11 protein-coding genes and 1 pseudogene are annotated in these 15,698 nt (G+C 75.0%); 8 read left to right on the top strand and 4 right to left on the bottom strand.

Annotated features, from left to right (window positions below; all coding sequences use genetic code 11):
- A pseudogene (locus tag PSR1_RS06810) lies at positions 1 to 211 on the bottom strand (hypothetical protein); the annotation flags it as partial.
- A gap of 6 nt (positions 212 to 217) precedes the next feature.
- The gene (locus PSR1_RS24810; protein WP_059436866.1) at positions 218 to 1,477 is read right to left on the bottom strand and encodes a sigma-54-dependent Fis family transcriptional regulator; all 1,260 of its coding nucleotides are present in this window, start codon (positions 1,475 to 1,477) and stop codon (positions 218 to 220) included.
- 389 nt (positions 1,478 to 1,866) lie between these two features.
- Here PSR1_RS24810 and metX point away from each other — a divergent pair, with 389 nt between their 5' ends.
- Positions 1,867 to 4,104: a homoserine O-acetyltransferase gene (gene metX, locus PSR1_RS06800; RefSeq protein WP_059436865.1), complete on the top strand. Its 2,238-nt coding sequence runs from the start codon at positions 1,867 to 1,869 to the stop codon at positions 4,102 to 4,104.
- A gap of 27 nt (positions 4,105 to 4,131) precedes the next feature.
- Here the strand turns inward: metX and PSR1_RS06795 are convergent, their stop codons facing one another.
- Positions 4,132 to 5,709, bottom strand: coding sequence for a sigma 54-interacting transcriptional regulator (locus PSR1_RS06795; RefSeq protein ID WP_059436864.1), 1,578 nt, complete (start codon positions 5,707 to 5,709; stop codon positions 4,132 to 4,134).
- 173 nt (positions 5,710 to 5,882) lie between these two features.
- Between PSR1_RS06795 and PSR1_RS06790 the strand changes: the two genes are divergently transcribed.
- The 4 genes from PSR1_RS06790 to map all read left to right on the top strand — a co-directional run bounded on the left by PSR1_RS06790 (position 5,883) and on the right by map (position 10,591).
- Positions 5,883 to 6,488 (top strand): hemerythrin domain-containing protein, encoded by a 606-nt coding sequence (locus PSR1_RS06790; protein WP_059436863.1) that lies wholly within the window; start codon positions 5,883 to 5,885, stop codon positions 6,486 to 6,488.
- A 33-nt stretch (positions 6,489 to 6,521) separates the two neighbouring features.
- Positions 6,522 to 8,810 (top strand): nitric-oxide reductase large subunit, encoded by a 2,289-nt coding sequence (locus PSR1_RS06785; protein WP_059436862.1) that lies wholly within the window; start codon positions 6,522 to 6,524, stop codon positions 8,808 to 8,810.
- Positions 8,811 to 8,937: 127 nt separating this feature from the next.
- The gene (locus tag PSR1_RS06780) at positions 8,938 to 9,435 is read left to right on the top strand and encodes a hemerythrin domain-containing protein (protein ID WP_059436861.1); all 498 of its coding nucleotides are present in this window, start codon (positions 8,938 to 8,940) and stop codon (positions 9,433 to 9,435) included.
- A gap of 166 nt (positions 9,436 to 9,601) precedes the next feature.
- On the top strand, positions 9,602 to 10,591 hold the full coding sequence (gene map / locus PSR1_RS06775; protein WP_059436860.1) for a type I methionyl aminopeptidase: 990 nt from the start codon (positions 9,602 to 9,604) through the stop codon (positions 10,589 to 10,591).
- A gap of 9 nt (positions 10,592 to 10,600) precedes the next feature.
- Here map and PSR1_RS06770 read toward each other — a convergent pair whose 3' ends face one another.
- Positions 10,601 to 12,394 (bottom strand): DNA mismatch repair protein MutS, encoded by a 1,794-nt coding sequence (locus tag PSR1_RS06770; RefSeq protein ID WP_059436859.1) that lies wholly within the window; start codon positions 12,392 to 12,394, stop codon positions 10,601 to 10,603.
- A 195-nt stretch (positions 12,395 to 12,589) separates the two neighbouring features.
- Here PSR1_RS06770 and egtB point away from each other — a divergent pair, with 195 nt between their 5' ends.
- The 3 genes from egtB (at position 12,590) to PSR1_RS06755 (ending at position 15,673) form a co-directional block, all read left to right on the top strand.
- Positions 12,590 to 13,891 (top strand): ergothioneine biosynthesis protein EgtB, encoded by a 1,302-nt coding sequence (egtB, locus tag PSR1_RS06765; protein WP_059436858.1) that lies wholly within the window; start codon positions 12,590 to 12,592, stop codon positions 13,889 to 13,891.
- Positions 13,888 to 14,862, top strand: a complete 975-nt coding sequence (gene egtD / locus PSR1_RS06760) for an L-histidine N(alpha)-methyltransferase (protein WP_059436857.1) — start codon at positions 13,888 to 13,890, stop codon at positions 14,860 to 14,862. Before egtB ends, egtD begins: the two co-directional genes overlap by 4 nt.
- Positions 14,863 to 15,262: 400 nt before the next feature.
- Entirely contained in the window at positions 15,263 to 15,673 is a 411-nt protein-coding gene (locus tag PSR1_RS06755) for a hypothetical protein (protein ID WP_152643321.1), read from the top strand.
- The last annotated feature ends 25 nt before the right edge of the window (positions 15,674 to 15,698 follow it).

The raw sequence follows: 15,698 nt of genomic DNA, 5'->3' as shown, positions 1-15,698 counted from the left end.
GGCAGAGCCGCGACGCGCCGCGCAGGCGGCGGGCCAGCGCCGCCGTCGCGGCGGCCGGCACGCGCAGCGACACCCTGTGCTCCAGCGGGCGGGCCTCGAGTCGCACCGGGGCGGCCGCGGCCGGGAGCGCGATGCGCTCGGCCGAGACGGTGAGCGCGAGCGGGGGCGGCGCCGCGAGGGCGAGCGCCAGGAGCGCGGCGGGGGCCGTCACGCGCCCTCAGGCCTGGGCGGCGTGGGCGAGCGGCGCCGTGCCGCCCGCCTCGCGGCTGCGGCGGCGCAGCTTCTCGACGAGCGTGGTGCGCTGGAGGCCAAGCAGGTCGGCCGCCGCCTTCTTGTTGCCGCCGGTGCGGGCCAGCGCGGCCGTGATGTACGCGTCCTCCAGCCGGCGCAGCAGGCCCGGGAGGTCCACCGGCCGGCCCGCGGCGAAGCTCGGCTCGGCGGGCGGGGGCGCGTCCTCGGTGGTGAGCGCGCGCAGCAGCGCCGGGTCGATCCCCTCGCCGAGCGCGGCGGGTGCGCCGGCGGTGAGGGGCGCGTCCTCGGCGGCGGTGCCGGGCGCGTCGCCGGACGGGACCGGCTCCGGGGCCGGCGCCGGGAGGGTGACGGCGGCCGGGACCGCCGGGACGGCCGCGGCCTCCGGGGCAGGGGCGCCGGGGACGGCGAGCGCGCGCGTCGCGTCGTTGGCGCGCCGGCAGCGCAGCGCGATGGGGAGGTCGGCCGCGCGGATGACGGAGCCCTCGGCGCAGACCGAGAGCCGCTCGACCAGGTTCTCCAGCTCGCGGACGTTGCCCGGCCAGTCGTACGCGGTGAGCGCCTCCGCCACCGCGGGCTCGATGGGACGACGCTCGCCGCGCGCGGCCCAGAAGTGCTGGAACAGGCGCAGCGCGTCGCCCTTCCGGGCGCGGAGCGGCGGGATCTCCAGCGGGCAGACCAGCAGGCGGTAGTAGAGGTCGCGGCGGAAGCGGCCGGCGGTCACCTCGGCGGAGAGATCGCGGTTCGTCGCGGCGACCAGGCGGAAGTCGGCGGGGACCGCCTCGGTGGAGCCCACCGGCTCGTAGGTGCGCTCCTGCAGCACGCGCAGCAGCTTCACCTGGAGCGCCAGCGGGAGCTCGCCGACCTCGTCCAGGAACAGCGTGCCGCCCTCGGCGGCCGCCACGCGCCCGCGCCGCGACGCCATCGCGCCGGTGAACGCGCCGCGCACGTGGCCGAACAGCTCGCTCTCGAGCAGCGCCTCGGGGATGGCGCCGCAGTTCACCGGGACGAGGGGCCGGCTCGCGCGCGGGCTGCTCGCGTGGATGGCGCGGGCGAACACCTCCTTGCCCGTGCCGGTCTCGCCCGTGAGCAGCACCGTCGCGTCGCTGCGCGCGATGCGCTCGCAGGTCCGCACCAGCGCGCCGAGCGGGCTGCCGGGCCCGAACACCAGGCCGTGGTGGTGATCCTGCGGCGCTGCGTCCGGCCCGTGGCTGGCGTTCGTCGTCATGGCGATGGCTTCCTCCCGTGCGACGCTGGGAGGCGCGTCGCTCGGCTGGCGCCAGAGCAAGGTCGGGGCCAACGCGTCAGGTCCCGGGCGTCAGGCGTTTCCCGCGCGATCGCGCCGGGCGCGGCGCGCCCTTCGGGGGGTGATGCTTCACCCGGCGTGCGGTGGCCACCCTCCACCATGAAATCGGCGCAGCGCCGGCCACCCGGGGGGTCGCGGCGGCGGGGCCGCGCCGAGTCCGCCGGGCGCGTGTCATCGACTCGCGGTGCAGGCGGCGGCGGCCGCTCGAGCGCGCCGCGCGCGCCGACCGTCCCCGGCCGTCGCCGCGTGCGCGGCGGCGGGCCGCCGCCGCCTTGACACCCCCGATCGGCCGCCGATACCCTCCGCGCTCCATGACCCACCGCAACGGCAGCGCCGGCGCGACCGCGGCCGCCGGGCGCGCCGCCTTCGTCTCCCCGGAGACCCGCTCGTTCCAGATCCCCGGCCCGTTCCCGCTGGAGCTGGGCGGCGCGCTGCCGGGCGTGACGGTCGGGTACCGCACCTGGGGGACGCTCGACGCCGACGGCGGCAACGCGGTGGTGGTCTGCCACGCGCTGACCGGCTCGGCCGACGCCGACCTGTGGTGGACGCAGATGTTCGGCCCGGGCCGCGCGCTCGACCCCGGGCGCGACTTCATCGTCTGCTCCAACATCCTGGGGAGCTGCTACGGCACCACCGGGCCGACCTCGATCGACCCGGCCACCGGCGCGCCGTGGCACGGCGCGTTCCCGGCCATCACCATCCGCGACATGGTGCGCGTGCAGCGCGCCCTGATCGACGGGCTCGGCGTGCGCCGCGTCCGCATGGCGGTCGGCGGCTCGCTGGGCGGCATGCAGGTGCTGGAGTGGGCGCTGCTCTACCCCGAGCTGGTCGAGTCGGTGGTGTTCGTGGCCTCGACCGCGCGCCACTCGGCCTGGTGCATCGGGCTCTCCGAGGCGCAGCGGCAGGCCATCTACGCCGACCCGCGCTGGAAGGACGGGCGCTACGACGCCGACCACCCGCCGGTGGCCGGCCTGGGCGCTGCGCGGATGATGGCGATGCTGTCCTACCGGAGCCAGCCGTCCTTCGAGGAGCGCTTCGGGCGCCGGCCGCAGACCGAGGACCTGTTCGCGGTCGAGAGCTACCTCCGCTACCAGGGCAAGCAGCTGGTGGACCGCTTCGACCCGGCCACCTACGTCACGCTCACCCGCGCCATGGACACGCACGACGTGTCCCGCGGCCGCGGCGACTTCGAGGAGGTCCTGCGCGGCGTCCGGCAGCCGACGCTGGTGGTGTCGATCGACTCGGACGTCCTCTACTGGCCCTGGGAGCAGCGCGAGGTGGCCATGCTGGTCCCGGGCGCGCGGCTGGCGGTGATGGACTCGCCGCACGGGCACGACGCGTTCCTCATCGACGTGGACCGGCTGAACGAGATGGTGGCCGACTTCCGCGGCCGCCCCGTCGCCGCCGCCGCGGCGGCGCCCGCCGCGCCGGGCGAGCAGGCCTTCGCCGAGCGCGGCCTGTCGCTGCTCGTGCTCGGGAAGGGCAAGGTCGGGCGCGAGCTGCTCGAGCAGATCCGGGTGCAGCGCACCGAGCTGGAGCGCGACTACGACGTGCTGCTGCGGGTGGTGGGCGTGGCGGACACGCGGGCCACCGTGCTCGACCCGCGCGGCCTGGACCTGGCGCGCTGGGAGGAGGCGCTCTCCGCCGCCCCGGCCACCGGCCCGGTGGACCCGCACTCGGCGCCGGCCCTGCTCGACCGGCTCGCGGCGCTCCCGCGGCCGGTGCTGGTGGACCTCACCGCGGCCGACGGCATGGAGGACGTCTACGAGCAGGCGTTCCGGCGCGGCATCGACGTCATCGCCTCCAACAAGCGGCCCCTGGCGGTCGCGCCCCGGCGGCTGGAGGCGCTGCGGGCCGCGCGCCGCCAGCACCACCGCCACTGGCACTACGACACCGCGGTGGGCGCGAGCCTGCCGGTGATCGGGACGCTGCGGCGCCTGGTCCGGACCGGCGACCGGGTGCAGCGCGTCGAGGGCTCGCTGTCGGGCACGCTGGGCTACCTCTGCACCGAGCTCGCGCGCGGGACGCCGCTGTCGCTGGCGGCGCGCTGGGCCATGGGGCTCGGCTACTGCGAGGCCGACCCGCGCGACGACCTGTCCGGCGTGGACTCCGCCCGCAAGGCGCTCATCCTGGCGCGCGAGCTGGGCGCGACGCTGGCGCTGGAGGACGTCGAGGTCGAGCCGTTCGTGCCGCCGGCGCTGCTCGCGCCCGGCACGCCCGACGCGCTCATCGCGGCGCTGCGCGGGCACGACGAGGCGATGGCCGCGCAGGTCGAGCGGCTGCGCCGCGAGGGCAAGGTCCTGCGCTACGTGGCGCGCGTGGCGGTCGGGGAGGGCGGCCGGGTCGAGGCGCGGGTCGGGCCGGAGGCGGTGGCGCTCGATCACCCGCTGGCGCGGCTGGTGGGCGTCGAGGCCCACGTCGCGTTCACCACCGCCCGCCACGCCGAGCGGCCGCTGGTGGTGCAGGGCGCGGGGGTGGGCGGCGCGAACACGGCCGGCGGCGTGATCGCCGAGATCTTCCGGATCACGAGCGGGCGCGGGGCGCGGTAGCCCCGCGGGGCCGGCGCGCGGCGCGGGCTACGTGCCGGTCGGCCGGCCCGGGGCGCCCACGCCGTACTTCTTCATCTTCCCCTGCAGCGTGGTCGGGCGCAGGCCGAGCAGCGCGGCGGCGCCGCCCGGGCCGTAGACGCGCCCGCCGGCGTGCGCCAGCGCGCGCTCGATCAGCTCGCGGACCTCGTCGTCGAAGCGGCCGGGCGCGGCCGGCTCCGCGGCGGCCGCGGCGGCCGGGGAGGCCAGCGCCGCGGCGGTGGGCAGCGCCGGCAGCGAGAGGTCCTGGCCGGGCGAGAGGATCAGCGCGCGCTGCAGGAAGTTCTCCAGCTCGCGCACGTTGCCGGGCCAGCCGTACGCCTCGAGCGCGCGCCACACGTCCTCGCCGACGCGCGGCGGGCGGCGGTGCATGAGCGCCGCCTGCTTCGCGAGGAAGTACGTCCCGAGCGGCCGGACGTCCTCGCGCCGCTCGCGGAGCGGCGGCAGCTCGATCGGGAACACCGCCAGCCGGTAGTAGAGGTCGGCGCGGAACGTGCCGCGCGCGACCATCTCCTCCAGGTTGCGGTTGGTCGCGGCGATGACGCGCACGTCCACCTTCACCGGCTCGGTGCCGCCGACGCGCTCCACCACGCGCTCCTGGAGGACGCGCAGCAGCCGCACCTGCACGCTGGGCGGCGCGTCGCCGACCTCGTCGAGGAACAGCGTGCCGCCGTCGGCCTGCTCGAAGCGGCCGGCGCGGCGGCGGGTGGCGCCGGTGAACGCGCCCTTCTCGTGCCCGAACAGCTCGCTCTCGATGAGCCCCTCGGGGATGGCGCCGAGGTTCGCGGCCACGAACGGCGCGTTGAAGCGCGGGCTGAACTCGTGGACCATCCGCGCCAGGCCCTCCTTGCCGGTGCCAGTCTCGCCGCGCACCAGCACGGTGGTGGTGGACGGCGCCACCAGGCGCACCCGCTCCACCACCGCGCGCATCCCCTCGCTCTCGGCCACGTAGCGCGAGTCGCGCTTGATCTGGCGGATCTCCTCCTTGAGGAGGGCGTTCTCGCGGCCGAGCAGCCGGTTCAGGCGCTGCACCTCCTCGACCATGAGGCTGTTGTGGAGCGCGATGGCCACCAGGTGCGCCACCTGCCGCGCCACCTCGAAGCAGCAGTCGAGCAGCCCCTCCGCCGGCGGGTGCGCGATGTCGAGCGTCCCGAGCAGCTCGTTCTCGAAGACGAGCGGGAACGAGACGAGCGAGCCGTAGCCGTACGCGGCGAGCAGCGGCTCCTCGCGCCAGCGCGGCTCGCGCGGGCGCAGCGGGTCCACCACGCACGGCAGCCGCTTCGCGAGCGCCTCGCCCGCGGCGGAGCCGGCCAGCGGGAACGAGGTGCCCACCTCGGGCGAGGGCTGGCGGGGGTCCGAGACCAGCACCACCTCGGCGCGCGTCGGGTCCTCCGACGAGAGCCGGTTGATGGCCACGCGCGTCTCGCCGAAGTGGCGGCGCAGGAGCCGTCCCGTGCGCTCGAGCACGGCCTGGAGATCGACGGTGGAGAGCACCAGCTCGATCGCCTCCTCGACGATCCGGCGGTGCACGTCGTCCTGTCCGACCACGGGGAGCCCGGTTCCAACCATGGAACGGTGTCTACCGAAATATCGGTGGAGAAGGCAACGGTCGATCGGTGCCTCAGGGGGCGCTGGCCAGGAAACGCCCGTGATTTCCGCAATATCGAGTTCGGCAGGCATCTTGCTGAGTGTCACGCGCGGGAGCAAAGCACCGGCGGTGCCGCCGGAAGAGAGGCCGAACGATGGATGCGATCGAGACGTTGATGGGCGAGCACCGGGTGATCGAGCAGGTGTGCGACGCCCTGGTGGGCTTCGCCGAGGAGCTCCGCCGGAAGGGGGCGACGGAGAAGGAGGAGCTGGGGCGCTTCGTCACGTTCCTCCGCGAGTTCGCCGACGGCTGCCACCACGGCAAGGAGGAGGACATCCTCTTCCGCACCATGACCGAGCACGGGTTCCCGTCGAACGGCGGGCCCATCGCGGTCATGCTCCACGAGCACGACCAGGGCCGCGCGCTCATCCGCGCCATGGCCGAGAAGGCTGCGCAGGACGCGCCCTGGAGCGCCGCCGACCTCCAGGAGGTCGAGGCGGCCGCGCACGGCTACTCCGGCCTGCTCCACGCGCACATCCACAAGGAGGACGCGATCCTCTACCCGATGGCCGAGCAGCACCTGCCGCCCGAGGTGATGGCGGAGGTGGGCGAGGCCTGCGAGCGCTTCGAGGCGGCGCGCACCGGCGCCGGCGCGCACGAGCGCTACCACGCGCTGGCCGAGGAGCTGATCCGCCGCCACGCCGGCTCCATCCACCCCGGAGTCCAGCCGTCCCCGCCGCGCTTCGGCTGCGCCGGCTAACCCACCTTCCACGCAACAGGAGAGACGTCCGACATGAGCCCGAAGGCCCGCGCAGTCTCGCTGTTCGTCATCGTCGCCTGCTTCACCGTCCTCATCTTCGGCGGTGCGCAGATCTCGAAGCACAAGCCGCCCATCCCCGCCCGCGCGGTCGCGCCGTCGGGCGAGGTGGTGTTCACCGCCGAGGACGTCGCGCTCGGCCAGCGCCAGTACCTGTCCCGCGGCGGCCAGCAGACCGGCTCGGTGTGGGGCCACGGCGCGTACCTCGCGCCCGACTGGTCGGCCGACGCGCTCCACCGCACCGGCCTCGTCACCGCCGGCCTGAAGCACGGCCTCGCGCCCGCCGACGCCGCGCGGTTCACGCAGGCGGACCTCACGGCGCTGCCCGCCGGCGAGCGCGGCCGCGTCGAGGCCGAGGTGGCCGCGGAGCTGCGCGAGAACCGCTACGACCCCGCCACCGACACGCTGACGCTGTCGCCCGGCCAGGTCGCGGCGTACCCCGCGCTGGTGGCGTACTACACGCAGCTGTTCCGCGACGGGAACGACCCCATGTCGATCCCCGCGGGCTTCGTGCCGGACGCGGCCGACGCGAAGGCCATCACCGCGTTCTTCTTCTGGACCGCCTGGGCCGCCGGCACCAACCGGCCCGGCGAGACGTTCACCTACACCGCGAACTTCCCGTTCGACCCGCTGGTCGGCAACGGCCCGCTGCCCTCGTCGCTGGTCTGGTCGATCGTCTCGATGGTGCTGCTCATCCTCGGCACCGCCCTCGCGATCTTCTACTACCTGCGGATGCGCGCGAAGGACCCCGAGCACCACGTCAAGATCGCGCCGCTGCAGGAGCCGAAGCCCACGCCCAGCCAGCGCGCCGCGCTGCCGTACTTCGCCGTCGCCATCGTCCTCTTCATCCTGCAGGCCGCGCTCGGCTCGCTCACCGGCCACTTCGCCGTCGAGGGCAACAAGCTGTTCGGCATCGACCTCGGCATGCTGCTCCCGTACGCCGCCACCCGCGGCTGGCACCTGCAGCTGGCGGTGTTCTGGATCGCCACCTGCTGGCTCGCCACCGGCCTGTTCATCGGCCCGGCCGTCGCCGGCGGGCACGAGCCGAAGGGGCAGAAGGCGCTCGTCTGGACGCTGCTCGGCGCGCTGGTGGTGGTCGTGGTCGGCGCGCTCGCCGGGACCTACCTGGGCGTGCGCGGCAAGCTCTCCGGCCCGAACGGCTGGCTCGTCGGCAACCAGGGCTACGAGTACATCGAGCTCGGCCGCGTGTGGCAGGTGGCGCTCATCGCCGGCATGCTGCTGTGGCTGTTCCTGGTGTACCGCGCCATCAAGCCGGCGCTGAAGGCCGAGCAGGACCGCGGCGGCCTCACCCACCTGCTGCTCTACGCGTCGGTCTCCATCCCGCTGTTCTACTCGGTGGGCCTGTTCTACACGCCGGGCACGCACATCGCCGTCGCCGACTACTGGCGCTGGTGGGTGGTGCACCTGTGGGTGGAGAACTTCTTCGAGGTGTTCGCCACCGTCGCGCTCGCCTTCATCCTCTCGAAGATCGGCGCGGTGGGTGAGCGGTCGGCGACGCGCGCCACGCACTTCTCCATCCTGCTGTACCTGGGCGCCGGCATCATCGGCACCTTCCACCACCTGTACTTCACCGGCTCGCCGCTGTTCATCACCGCGCTCGGCGCCACCTTCTCCGCGCTCGAGATCGTCCCGCTCACGCTGCTCGGCTTCGAGGTGTACGAGAACCTGAAGCTCGCCCGCAGCGGCGGCAACGCCACCCCGTGGAAGTGGCCGCTCTACTTCTTCGTGGCGGTGGCGTTCTGGAACGCGGTGGGCGCGGGCGTGCTGGGCTTCCTCATCAACCCGCCCATCGTCCTCTACTACGCGCAGGGCCTGAACACGACGCCCATCCACTCGCACGGCGCGCTGTTCGGCGTGTACGGCTTCCTCGCCATCGCGCTCATGCTCTTCTCGATGCGCAACATCGTGCGGACCGCGGCCTGGAGCGACCGGCTCCTCAAGGTCGCGTTCTGGGGCCTCAACGCCGGCCTGGCGGGCATGATCGTCCTCTCGCTGCTGCCCGCCGGCATCTACCAGCTCGTCATCGCGGTGCGCGAGGGCCTCTGGTACGCGCGCAGCCCCGAGGTCACCGGCAGCGCCTTCATCCACGCGGTCACCTGGGCCCGCGTGCTGCCCGACCTGGTCTTCGTGGGCGGCGCGCTGGCGCTCCTCGGCTTCGTGGTCCGCGCCATCGTGCTCGACGTGAAGCTGCGCCGCGCCGACCCCGCCGGCGGCGAGGCGGCCACCGTGCGCAAGGCCGCGTAGGCGGCGGGCGGCCTCCGGGCCGTCGAGTGCTCCTCCCCGGGACGGCCGGGGGTGGGACCGGATCCTTCCGGCCCGCCCCCGGCCGTTCGCGTCCGCGGTGACCAGAGTCTCCGGGAAAGGAGGCGCCGTGAACGCCATCGAGATGCTGAAGCAGCAGCACCGTGAGGTGGACGAGCTGTTCGAGGAGTTCGAGGCCGCCGGGGAGGGCGCGAGGAAGACCCGGGAGCGGACCTGCCGCGAGATCGCCGACGCGCTCGCGGTGCACGCGACGATCGAGGAGCGGATCTTCTACCCGGAGGCCAAGGAGGCGGCCGAGGACGCGGAGGATCTGCTGCGCGAGTCGGTGGAGGAGCACCTGTCGGTGAAGCGCCTGCTGGCGGAGATCCTCGCGTCGAGCCTGGACGATCCGCAGCTCGACGCGCGGATGTCGGTGCTGAAGGAGCAGGTCGAGCACCACGTCGAGGAGGAGGAGAAGCAGCTGTTCCCGAAGGTGAAGAAGGCCTGCTCGGCGGAGCAGCTCGACGAGATGGGCAGCCGCATGCAGAAGCTGGTGGAGGAGCTGGAGGAGGAGGGGCAGCCGTCCGCGGCCATCCCCGACCAGACCGACGAGCCGGCGCCCATCTAGCGCGGCGCTGCGTCGGGCCGCCCGCCGCGTCGCGCGCCGCCCGCGCCGCGGCGGGCCTCGCGCGCCCCGCACGGCGCGGGCGCGCTGTTGCCCGGGACGGGTGATTCCCTTACAAACACCCGACGACCTGGGCCGTTCGAGCCCTGGGCCGGACGGAGGTCGTGCGGTGAGCGGATCGGAGCTGGCGGCGCACGCGAGGCCGGGGCGGAACGACCCCTGCTGGTGCGGCAGCGGGCAGAAGTACAAGAAGTGCCACCTCGACGCGGACTCGCGCGGCGCGCTGCAGGGGTCGCCCGCGCGGAACGGCCGGCGTCCGCTCGCGCCCGGCGTGGTCTCGCCCCGCCGCGCCGTGCCCGCGACCATCGCCCGCCCGGACTACGCCGTCAGCGGCCGGCCGCGGGCCCAGGGCAAGGACGTGAAGACGCCGGACGAGCTGGCGCGCCTGCGCCGCGCCTGCCGGGCGGCCGCGCGCGTGCTGCGCGTCGCGGGCGAGGCGGTGCGGCCGGGCATCACCACCGACGCGCTGGACGAGCTCGCCCACGAGGAGACGCTCCGGCTCGGCGCCTACCCGAGCCCGCTCAACTACCGCGGCTTCCCCAAGGCCATCTGCACCTCGGTCAACGAGGTCATCTGCCACGGCATCCCGGACAGCCGGCCGCTCGAGGACGGCGACATCGTCAACCTCGACATCACCGTGTTCCGCGAGGGCATGCACGCGGACTGCTCGGCCACCTTCCTGGTCGGGAACGTGGACGCCGAGGGGCGGCGGCTGGTCCAGGCGGCGCAGGACTGCCTGGCCAAGGGCATCGCGGTGGTGAAGCCGGGCCGGCCCATCTCCGACATCGGCAAGGCCATCGAGGCCCACGCCTCGCGGCTGGGCTACGGGGTGGTGCGCTCGTACTGCGGCCACGGCATCGGCGAGAGCTTCCACACCTCGCTCCAGATCGCGCACCACTACGATCCGTCGCTGAAGCGGGTGATGGAGCCCGGGCTCACCTTCACCATCGAGCCCATGATCACCGAGGGCACCTGGGAGGACCTGCTCTGGGACGACGGCTGGACCGCCGTGACCGCGGACGGGAAGCGCTCGGCGCAGTTCGAGCACACCGTGGCGGTGACCGAGGACGGCGTCGAGGTGCTCACCGTCGAGGAGTGAGCGGTTCGCTCACACCTTCAGGCCGACCGCGCGCATGAGCGCGAGGGCGTTGGAGTGGCCGACCACGCCCGGCCGCAGCCGGTAGTCGAACGCGATCTCGCCGCCCTGCACCTGGTCCTCGAAGTGCGCGTTGCCGAGCGCGCCGTCCTGGCCGGCGAGCTCGGTGAGCGCGAGGTCGTGCGTGGTCACGAGCCCGAGCGCGCCGCGCGCCACCAGCCCGCGCACCACCGCCTCGGCGCCGATGCGCCGGTCGTGGCTGTTCGTGCCGTGCAGGATCTCGTCGAGCAGGAACAGCAGCGGGAAGCGCCCGCCGGCGAGGTCCATGAGCTGCTTCAGGCGGGTGATCTCCGCGTAGAAGCGCGACTTGCCGGCCTGGAGCGAGTCCTGGATGCGCAGCGTGGCGCCGAGCTGCACCGGCGTGAGGCGCAGCCGCGCCGCCCGCACCGGCGCGCCGGCGAGCGCCAGCACCACGTTCACGCCGACCGTGCGGAGGTACGTGCTCTTCCCGGACATGTTCGAGCCGGAGACGAGCAGCACCGCCGGCGCGTCGCCGCCCAGGCGCACGTCGTTCGCGACCGCGGCCGCGAGCAGCGGGTGGCGGAGCCCGTCGCCGTCGAGCCGCGCGCGGGGCGAGGCGTCCGGGTCGAGCACCTCCGGGAACGCGTCCGCCGGGTGCTCGAACGCGTAGCCCGCCAGCGAGGAGAGCGCCTCGAGGTCGGCCACCGCCTCCAGCCAGCCGCGCACCGCGCCGCCGTGCGCCGCGCGCCAGCGCTCGACCAGGGCCGCGTGGAGCGGCGTCCACTGCAGCGCGAACGCCACCGGCGCGAAGGCCTGGTTGTGCGCCCACTCCACCCGCGAGGCCAGCCGCTCGAGGCGGGCGATGCGCGCCGAGGCACGGCCGCCGTCCTTCGATCCGGCCCCGAGCATCTCCTGGAGCCGCAGGAGCCTCGGGCCGGTGAACGGCTCGCGCTCGAGCCGCGCCAGCAGCAGCGCCAGCACCCGCAGCTCCGCCGCCGGCCGCCCCACGCCGCCCAGCACGCCCGCGATGGTCCCGCGCAGCGCGCGGCCGAACGCCCAGCCCGCCAGCAGCGCCGCGAGGAACGGCACCGGCCCGTAGCCCGCGCCCCAGGCCCAGGCGGTCGCCACCGCCGCGGCGGCCAGCGCGAGCGCCGCGGGCACCACGAAGGCCGGGAGCAGCCGCGGCGCCTCGCCCCACGCGGCCAGCCGGGCCGGCTCCACCGCGGCGCGCACGGCCTCGCCCAGGACGGCGAGGTCCTCGCGAAGGTCGAGGCGCGGCGCCAGCTCCTGGACCGCGGCCTGGCGGGCCCGCACCTCGGCGGCGTCGGCGGGGGCGCGCAGCCACGCGGCGAGCCGGTCCTCGCCGGCGCGCGTCCGGGCGGCGCAGAGGAGCTCGAACAGCGACCCGGCGCCGAAGAGGTCGAGGTCCTCGGCGTACGGGTGGGCCGGATCGGCGAAGCGCTCCCCGGCGGTCCCGTGGCCGGCGAAGCGCCCCGCGATGCGCTCGAGCGCGGCCTCGTGGAAGGCGACCGCTCGGCGCGCCCGGGCGCGGGCGTGGAACACGCGATCGTGGACGACGACCAGCGCGACGAACGCCGCCGCGGGGAGGGCGAGCCAGCCCGCCGTGAGCGCGTGGGTGCCGAACACCAGCACCGCCGTCGCGATCGCGGCGATCGCGACCGCGAGGCGCGCGTGCGCGACCCAGGCGTCGGCGCGGTCGAGCCGGGCCACGCGGGCGGCGCGCTCGGCGAGGCGCGAGCGGAGGAGTACGGACGGGTCGTTCATGTCGGGGCGAAGGTACCCCGGACCTCCCCGTCCGTGTCGTGCGATCGGCTGCCCTGGTCCGGCGCGTCCGGCTGCACCCCTGCGAGACGGCACCTGCGCATCCGCGGCGGTGGCCGGTCGCCGCCCCTCCGGCGGGAGGCGACCGCAGCGTCGATTCCGTTGCGGCGCCCCGTCCGCGTGGAGAGGTTTCCTGGCGTGCCCGGACCGCAAGCCCGCCGGACCGCCCCGGGGGAGGGCGAGCGCGCGGTGGACGCCCGCGCCGCCGGCTTGCGCGCGCGCGCCGCCGAGGTGCGGAGGGCCACGGCCGCGCTGGCCGCCCGGCTCACCCCCGAAGACGCGATGCTGCAGTCGATGCCGGACGCGAGCCCGGCCAAGTGGCACCTCGGCCACACCACTTGGTTCTTCGAGACGTTCGTGCTGGCGCGCGCCGAGCGCGCGCATCGGCCCTTCCACCCTGCGTACGGCTACCTGTTCAACTCCTACTACGAGGCGATGGGGCCACGGCAGCCGCGGCCGGAGCGCGGCCTGCTCTCGCGCCCGCCGCTCGACGAGGTGCTGCGCTACCGCGCCGAGATCGACGCGCGGCTCGACGCGGCGCTCGCGCGCGCCCGCGACCCGGCGCTGCTGGACGTGGTGGAGCTGGGGATCGCGCACGAGGAGCAGCACCAGGAGCTCCTGCTCACCGACCTGAAGCACGCGTTCTCGGCGAGCCCGCTCCGGCCCGCCTACGCGCCCGCCCCGCCGCCGCCCGCGTCCGGGCCGGCGCCGCGCCTCGGCTGGCTGGGGCACCCCGGCGGCCGCGTGGAGCTGGGTGCCGGCGCCGAGGGCTTCGCGTTCGACCACGAGCGGCCGCGCCACGCCGCGCTGGTGCCGCCGCACGCGCTCGCCACGCGCCCGGTGACCTGCGGCGAGTGGCTGGAGTTCATCGACGCCGACGGCTACCGCCGGCCCGACCTGTGGATGTCGGAGGGCTGGGACGCGGTGCACCGGCACGGGTGGACCGCGCCGCTGCACTGGATCCCGGACGGCGACGGCTGGCTCCAGTTCACGTTGGGTGGAGCACGGCCGCTCGATCCGGCCGAGGCGGTCGCGCACGTCTCCTGGTACGAGGCCGACGCGTACGCGCGCTTCGCCGGCGCGCGCCTCCCCACCGAGGCGGAGTGGGAGGCGCACGCCCAGGCGTGCGAGGGCGGCGACGGCACCTTCGCCGAGGACGGCCGGCTCCACCCCGCCGCCGCCACGCCGGGCCGCGGGGCGCGCCAGCTGCTCGGCGACGTCTGGGAGTGGACCGCGAGCGCGTACGGTCCGTACCCGGGGTACCGCCCGGCCGCGGGCGCGCTGGGCGAGTACAACGGGAAGTTCATGGTGGGGCAGCAGGTGCTGCGCGGAGGGTCCTGCGCGTCGCCGCGGCGCCACCTGCGCGCGAGCTACCGCAACTTCTTCCACCCGGACGCCCGGTGGCAGTTCACCGGCGTCCGGCTCGCGAGGGATCTGTGATCGGACTGGGAGAGGCGGAGAGCGGGATCGCGCAGCGGACGGAGGCGGACCGGTTCCTGGACGACGTGCTGCGCGGCCTGGCGGCGCCGCGGAAGGGCATCCCGCCGAAGTGGCTGTACGACGCGCGCGGCTCGGCGCTGTACGAGCTCATCTGCGAGCAGCCGGAGTACTACCCGGCGCGCACCGAGCTGCGGATCCTGGAGCGCCACGCGCCGGAGGTCGGCGAGGCGATCGGCCCGGACGCGCTGGTGTTCGAGTACGGCGTCGGCTCGGGGCGGAAGACGCAGCTCCTGCTCGCCGCGCTGGACCGGCCGGCCGCGTTCGTGCCGGTGGACATCGCCGGCGAGGCGCTCGCCGAGGCGGCGCGGCAGCTCGAGGCGCGCTTCCCCGGCCTGCCGGTGCGGCCCGTCGTGGCGGACTTCACCGAGCCGATGGCGCTGCCCGGCCTCGACCTGCCGTGCGCGCGCCGCCTGGCGTTCTTCCCCGGGTCCACCATCGGGAACTTCGATCCGCCCGAGGCGGTGGCCCTCCTGCGCCGCATGGCCCGCGACGCCGGCCCCGGCGGCGGGCTGCTGCTCGGCCTCGACCTGCCCAAGGACGCCGGCACGCTGGAGCGCGCCTACGACGACGCCCGCGGGATCACCGCCGCGTTCGACCTGAACCTGCTCGCCCGGATCGACCGCGAGCTGGAGGGCGACTTCCGCCTCTCGCAGTTCCGGCACCGCTCGCTGTGGGACCCGCGCCTGTCGCGCGTCGAGATGCACCTCGAGAGCCTGCAGGCGCAGGTCGTCCACGTGGCCGGCGCCCCGTTCACGTTCCGCGAGGGCGAGACCATCCACACCGAGAGCGCGTACAAGTGGGAGCCGCGCGCGTTCGACACGCTCGCCGCCATCGCCGGCTGGCAGCTCGAGCGCGCCTGGGCCGACGACCGCGCCTGGTTCTCGATGCGGCTGTACCGGCGGGCGGGGTAGGGGCGGGGCAGATCGCTTCGCTCGGTGCCGGTGAGGGCCGCCCTCGCCGCTCGTGGTTCGACAGGCTCACCACGAGCGGAGGAAGAACAGGACCGCCCGGCGCATGAGGTTCCGCTCGCCCTGAGCTCGTCGAAGGGCGAGCGGGCGCGCGACGCGACGGCTCGGTCACGGCCGGGCGTGCGGTACGGGGGCGGGCGGCGCTGCTTGGCTTTGGACGATCCGTCACGTAGCGTGTCCTCGGACCCGCAGTGCAGACAGCACCCACTGCGCGCGGGGGGGGGATGCCATGGGTCGACGTCGAAACGCGAACTCGGCGAGGACGCTCGCGTCGGCGTATCCGCCGCGGTGGGTGGCATGCGTTGCTCTGGTCGGTCTCCCTTGCAGCGCGAACGCGGAGGTCGTGAACGTCCCAGGGCTCGTGGCGGAGCACGTCTGGAGCTGGTGGGCACTCCTCCTCATGCTGGGAGGAGCGTGGCCCATGGTGCGGTACGCAACCTCGCGCACGTGGCCGCGGAGCATCTGGCCGACCCTCGCCGTGAAGGGCTCAGTCCTGATGGTCGGGCCCGTGGCGGGCTTCTTGCTGGGTGGCTCGTGGGGATTCGCCTTGCCGGCGCTCGCGGCCCACGCAGTGGTCGTCGTGATCGTGAACACCGCAGCGGAGCTCGTCATGCTGCGGAGGGCCTTCAAGGCCAGGCTATCCCTCTCGACCGTTCTCTCCATGGGGGCGTTGAACGCGGCAGTCATCGGCTCGGCGACCCTGGTGGTGGCCACCTCGGAGGTGTACGAGCGGATTCGCTCGAGCCTCGGCTGATGCGTTGCCTCCTTACGAGCCGGTG

The organism is Anaeromyxobacter sp. PSR-1 (assembly GCF_000964525.1).
Lineage (GTDB): Bacteria > Myxococcota > Myxococcia > Myxococcales > Anaeromyxobacteraceae > Anaeromyxobacter.
Note: the sequence above shows the minus strand (reverse complement) of the source record. Positions and strands in the feature narration are given on the sequence as shown.

Bases quoted from the DNA above. Each gene is read 5' to 3' on its own strand.
- PSR1_RS24810 (WP_059436866.1), bottom strand. From the start codon at position 1,477: ATGACGACGAACGCCAGCCACGGGCCGGACGCAGCGCCGCAGGATCAC.
- metX (WP_059436865.1), top strand. From the start codon at position 1,867: ATGACCCACCGCAACGGCAGCGCCGGCGCGACCGCGGCCGCCGGGCGC.
- PSR1_RS06795 (WP_059436864.1), bottom strand. From the start codon at position 5,709: ATGGTTGGAACCGGGCTCCCCGTGGTCGGACAGGACGACGTGCACCGC.
- PSR1_RS06790 (WP_059436863.1), top strand. From the start codon at position 5,883: ATGGATGCGATCGAGACGTTGATGGGCGAGCACCGGGTGATCGAGCAG.
- PSR1_RS06785 (WP_059436862.1), top strand. From the start codon at position 6,522: ATGAGCCCGAAGGCCCGCGCAGTCTCGCTGTTCGTCATCGTCGCCTGC.
- PSR1_RS06770 (WP_059436859.1), bottom strand. From the start codon at position 12,394: ATGAACGACCCGTCCGTACTCCTCCGCTCGCGCCTCGCCGAGCGCGCC.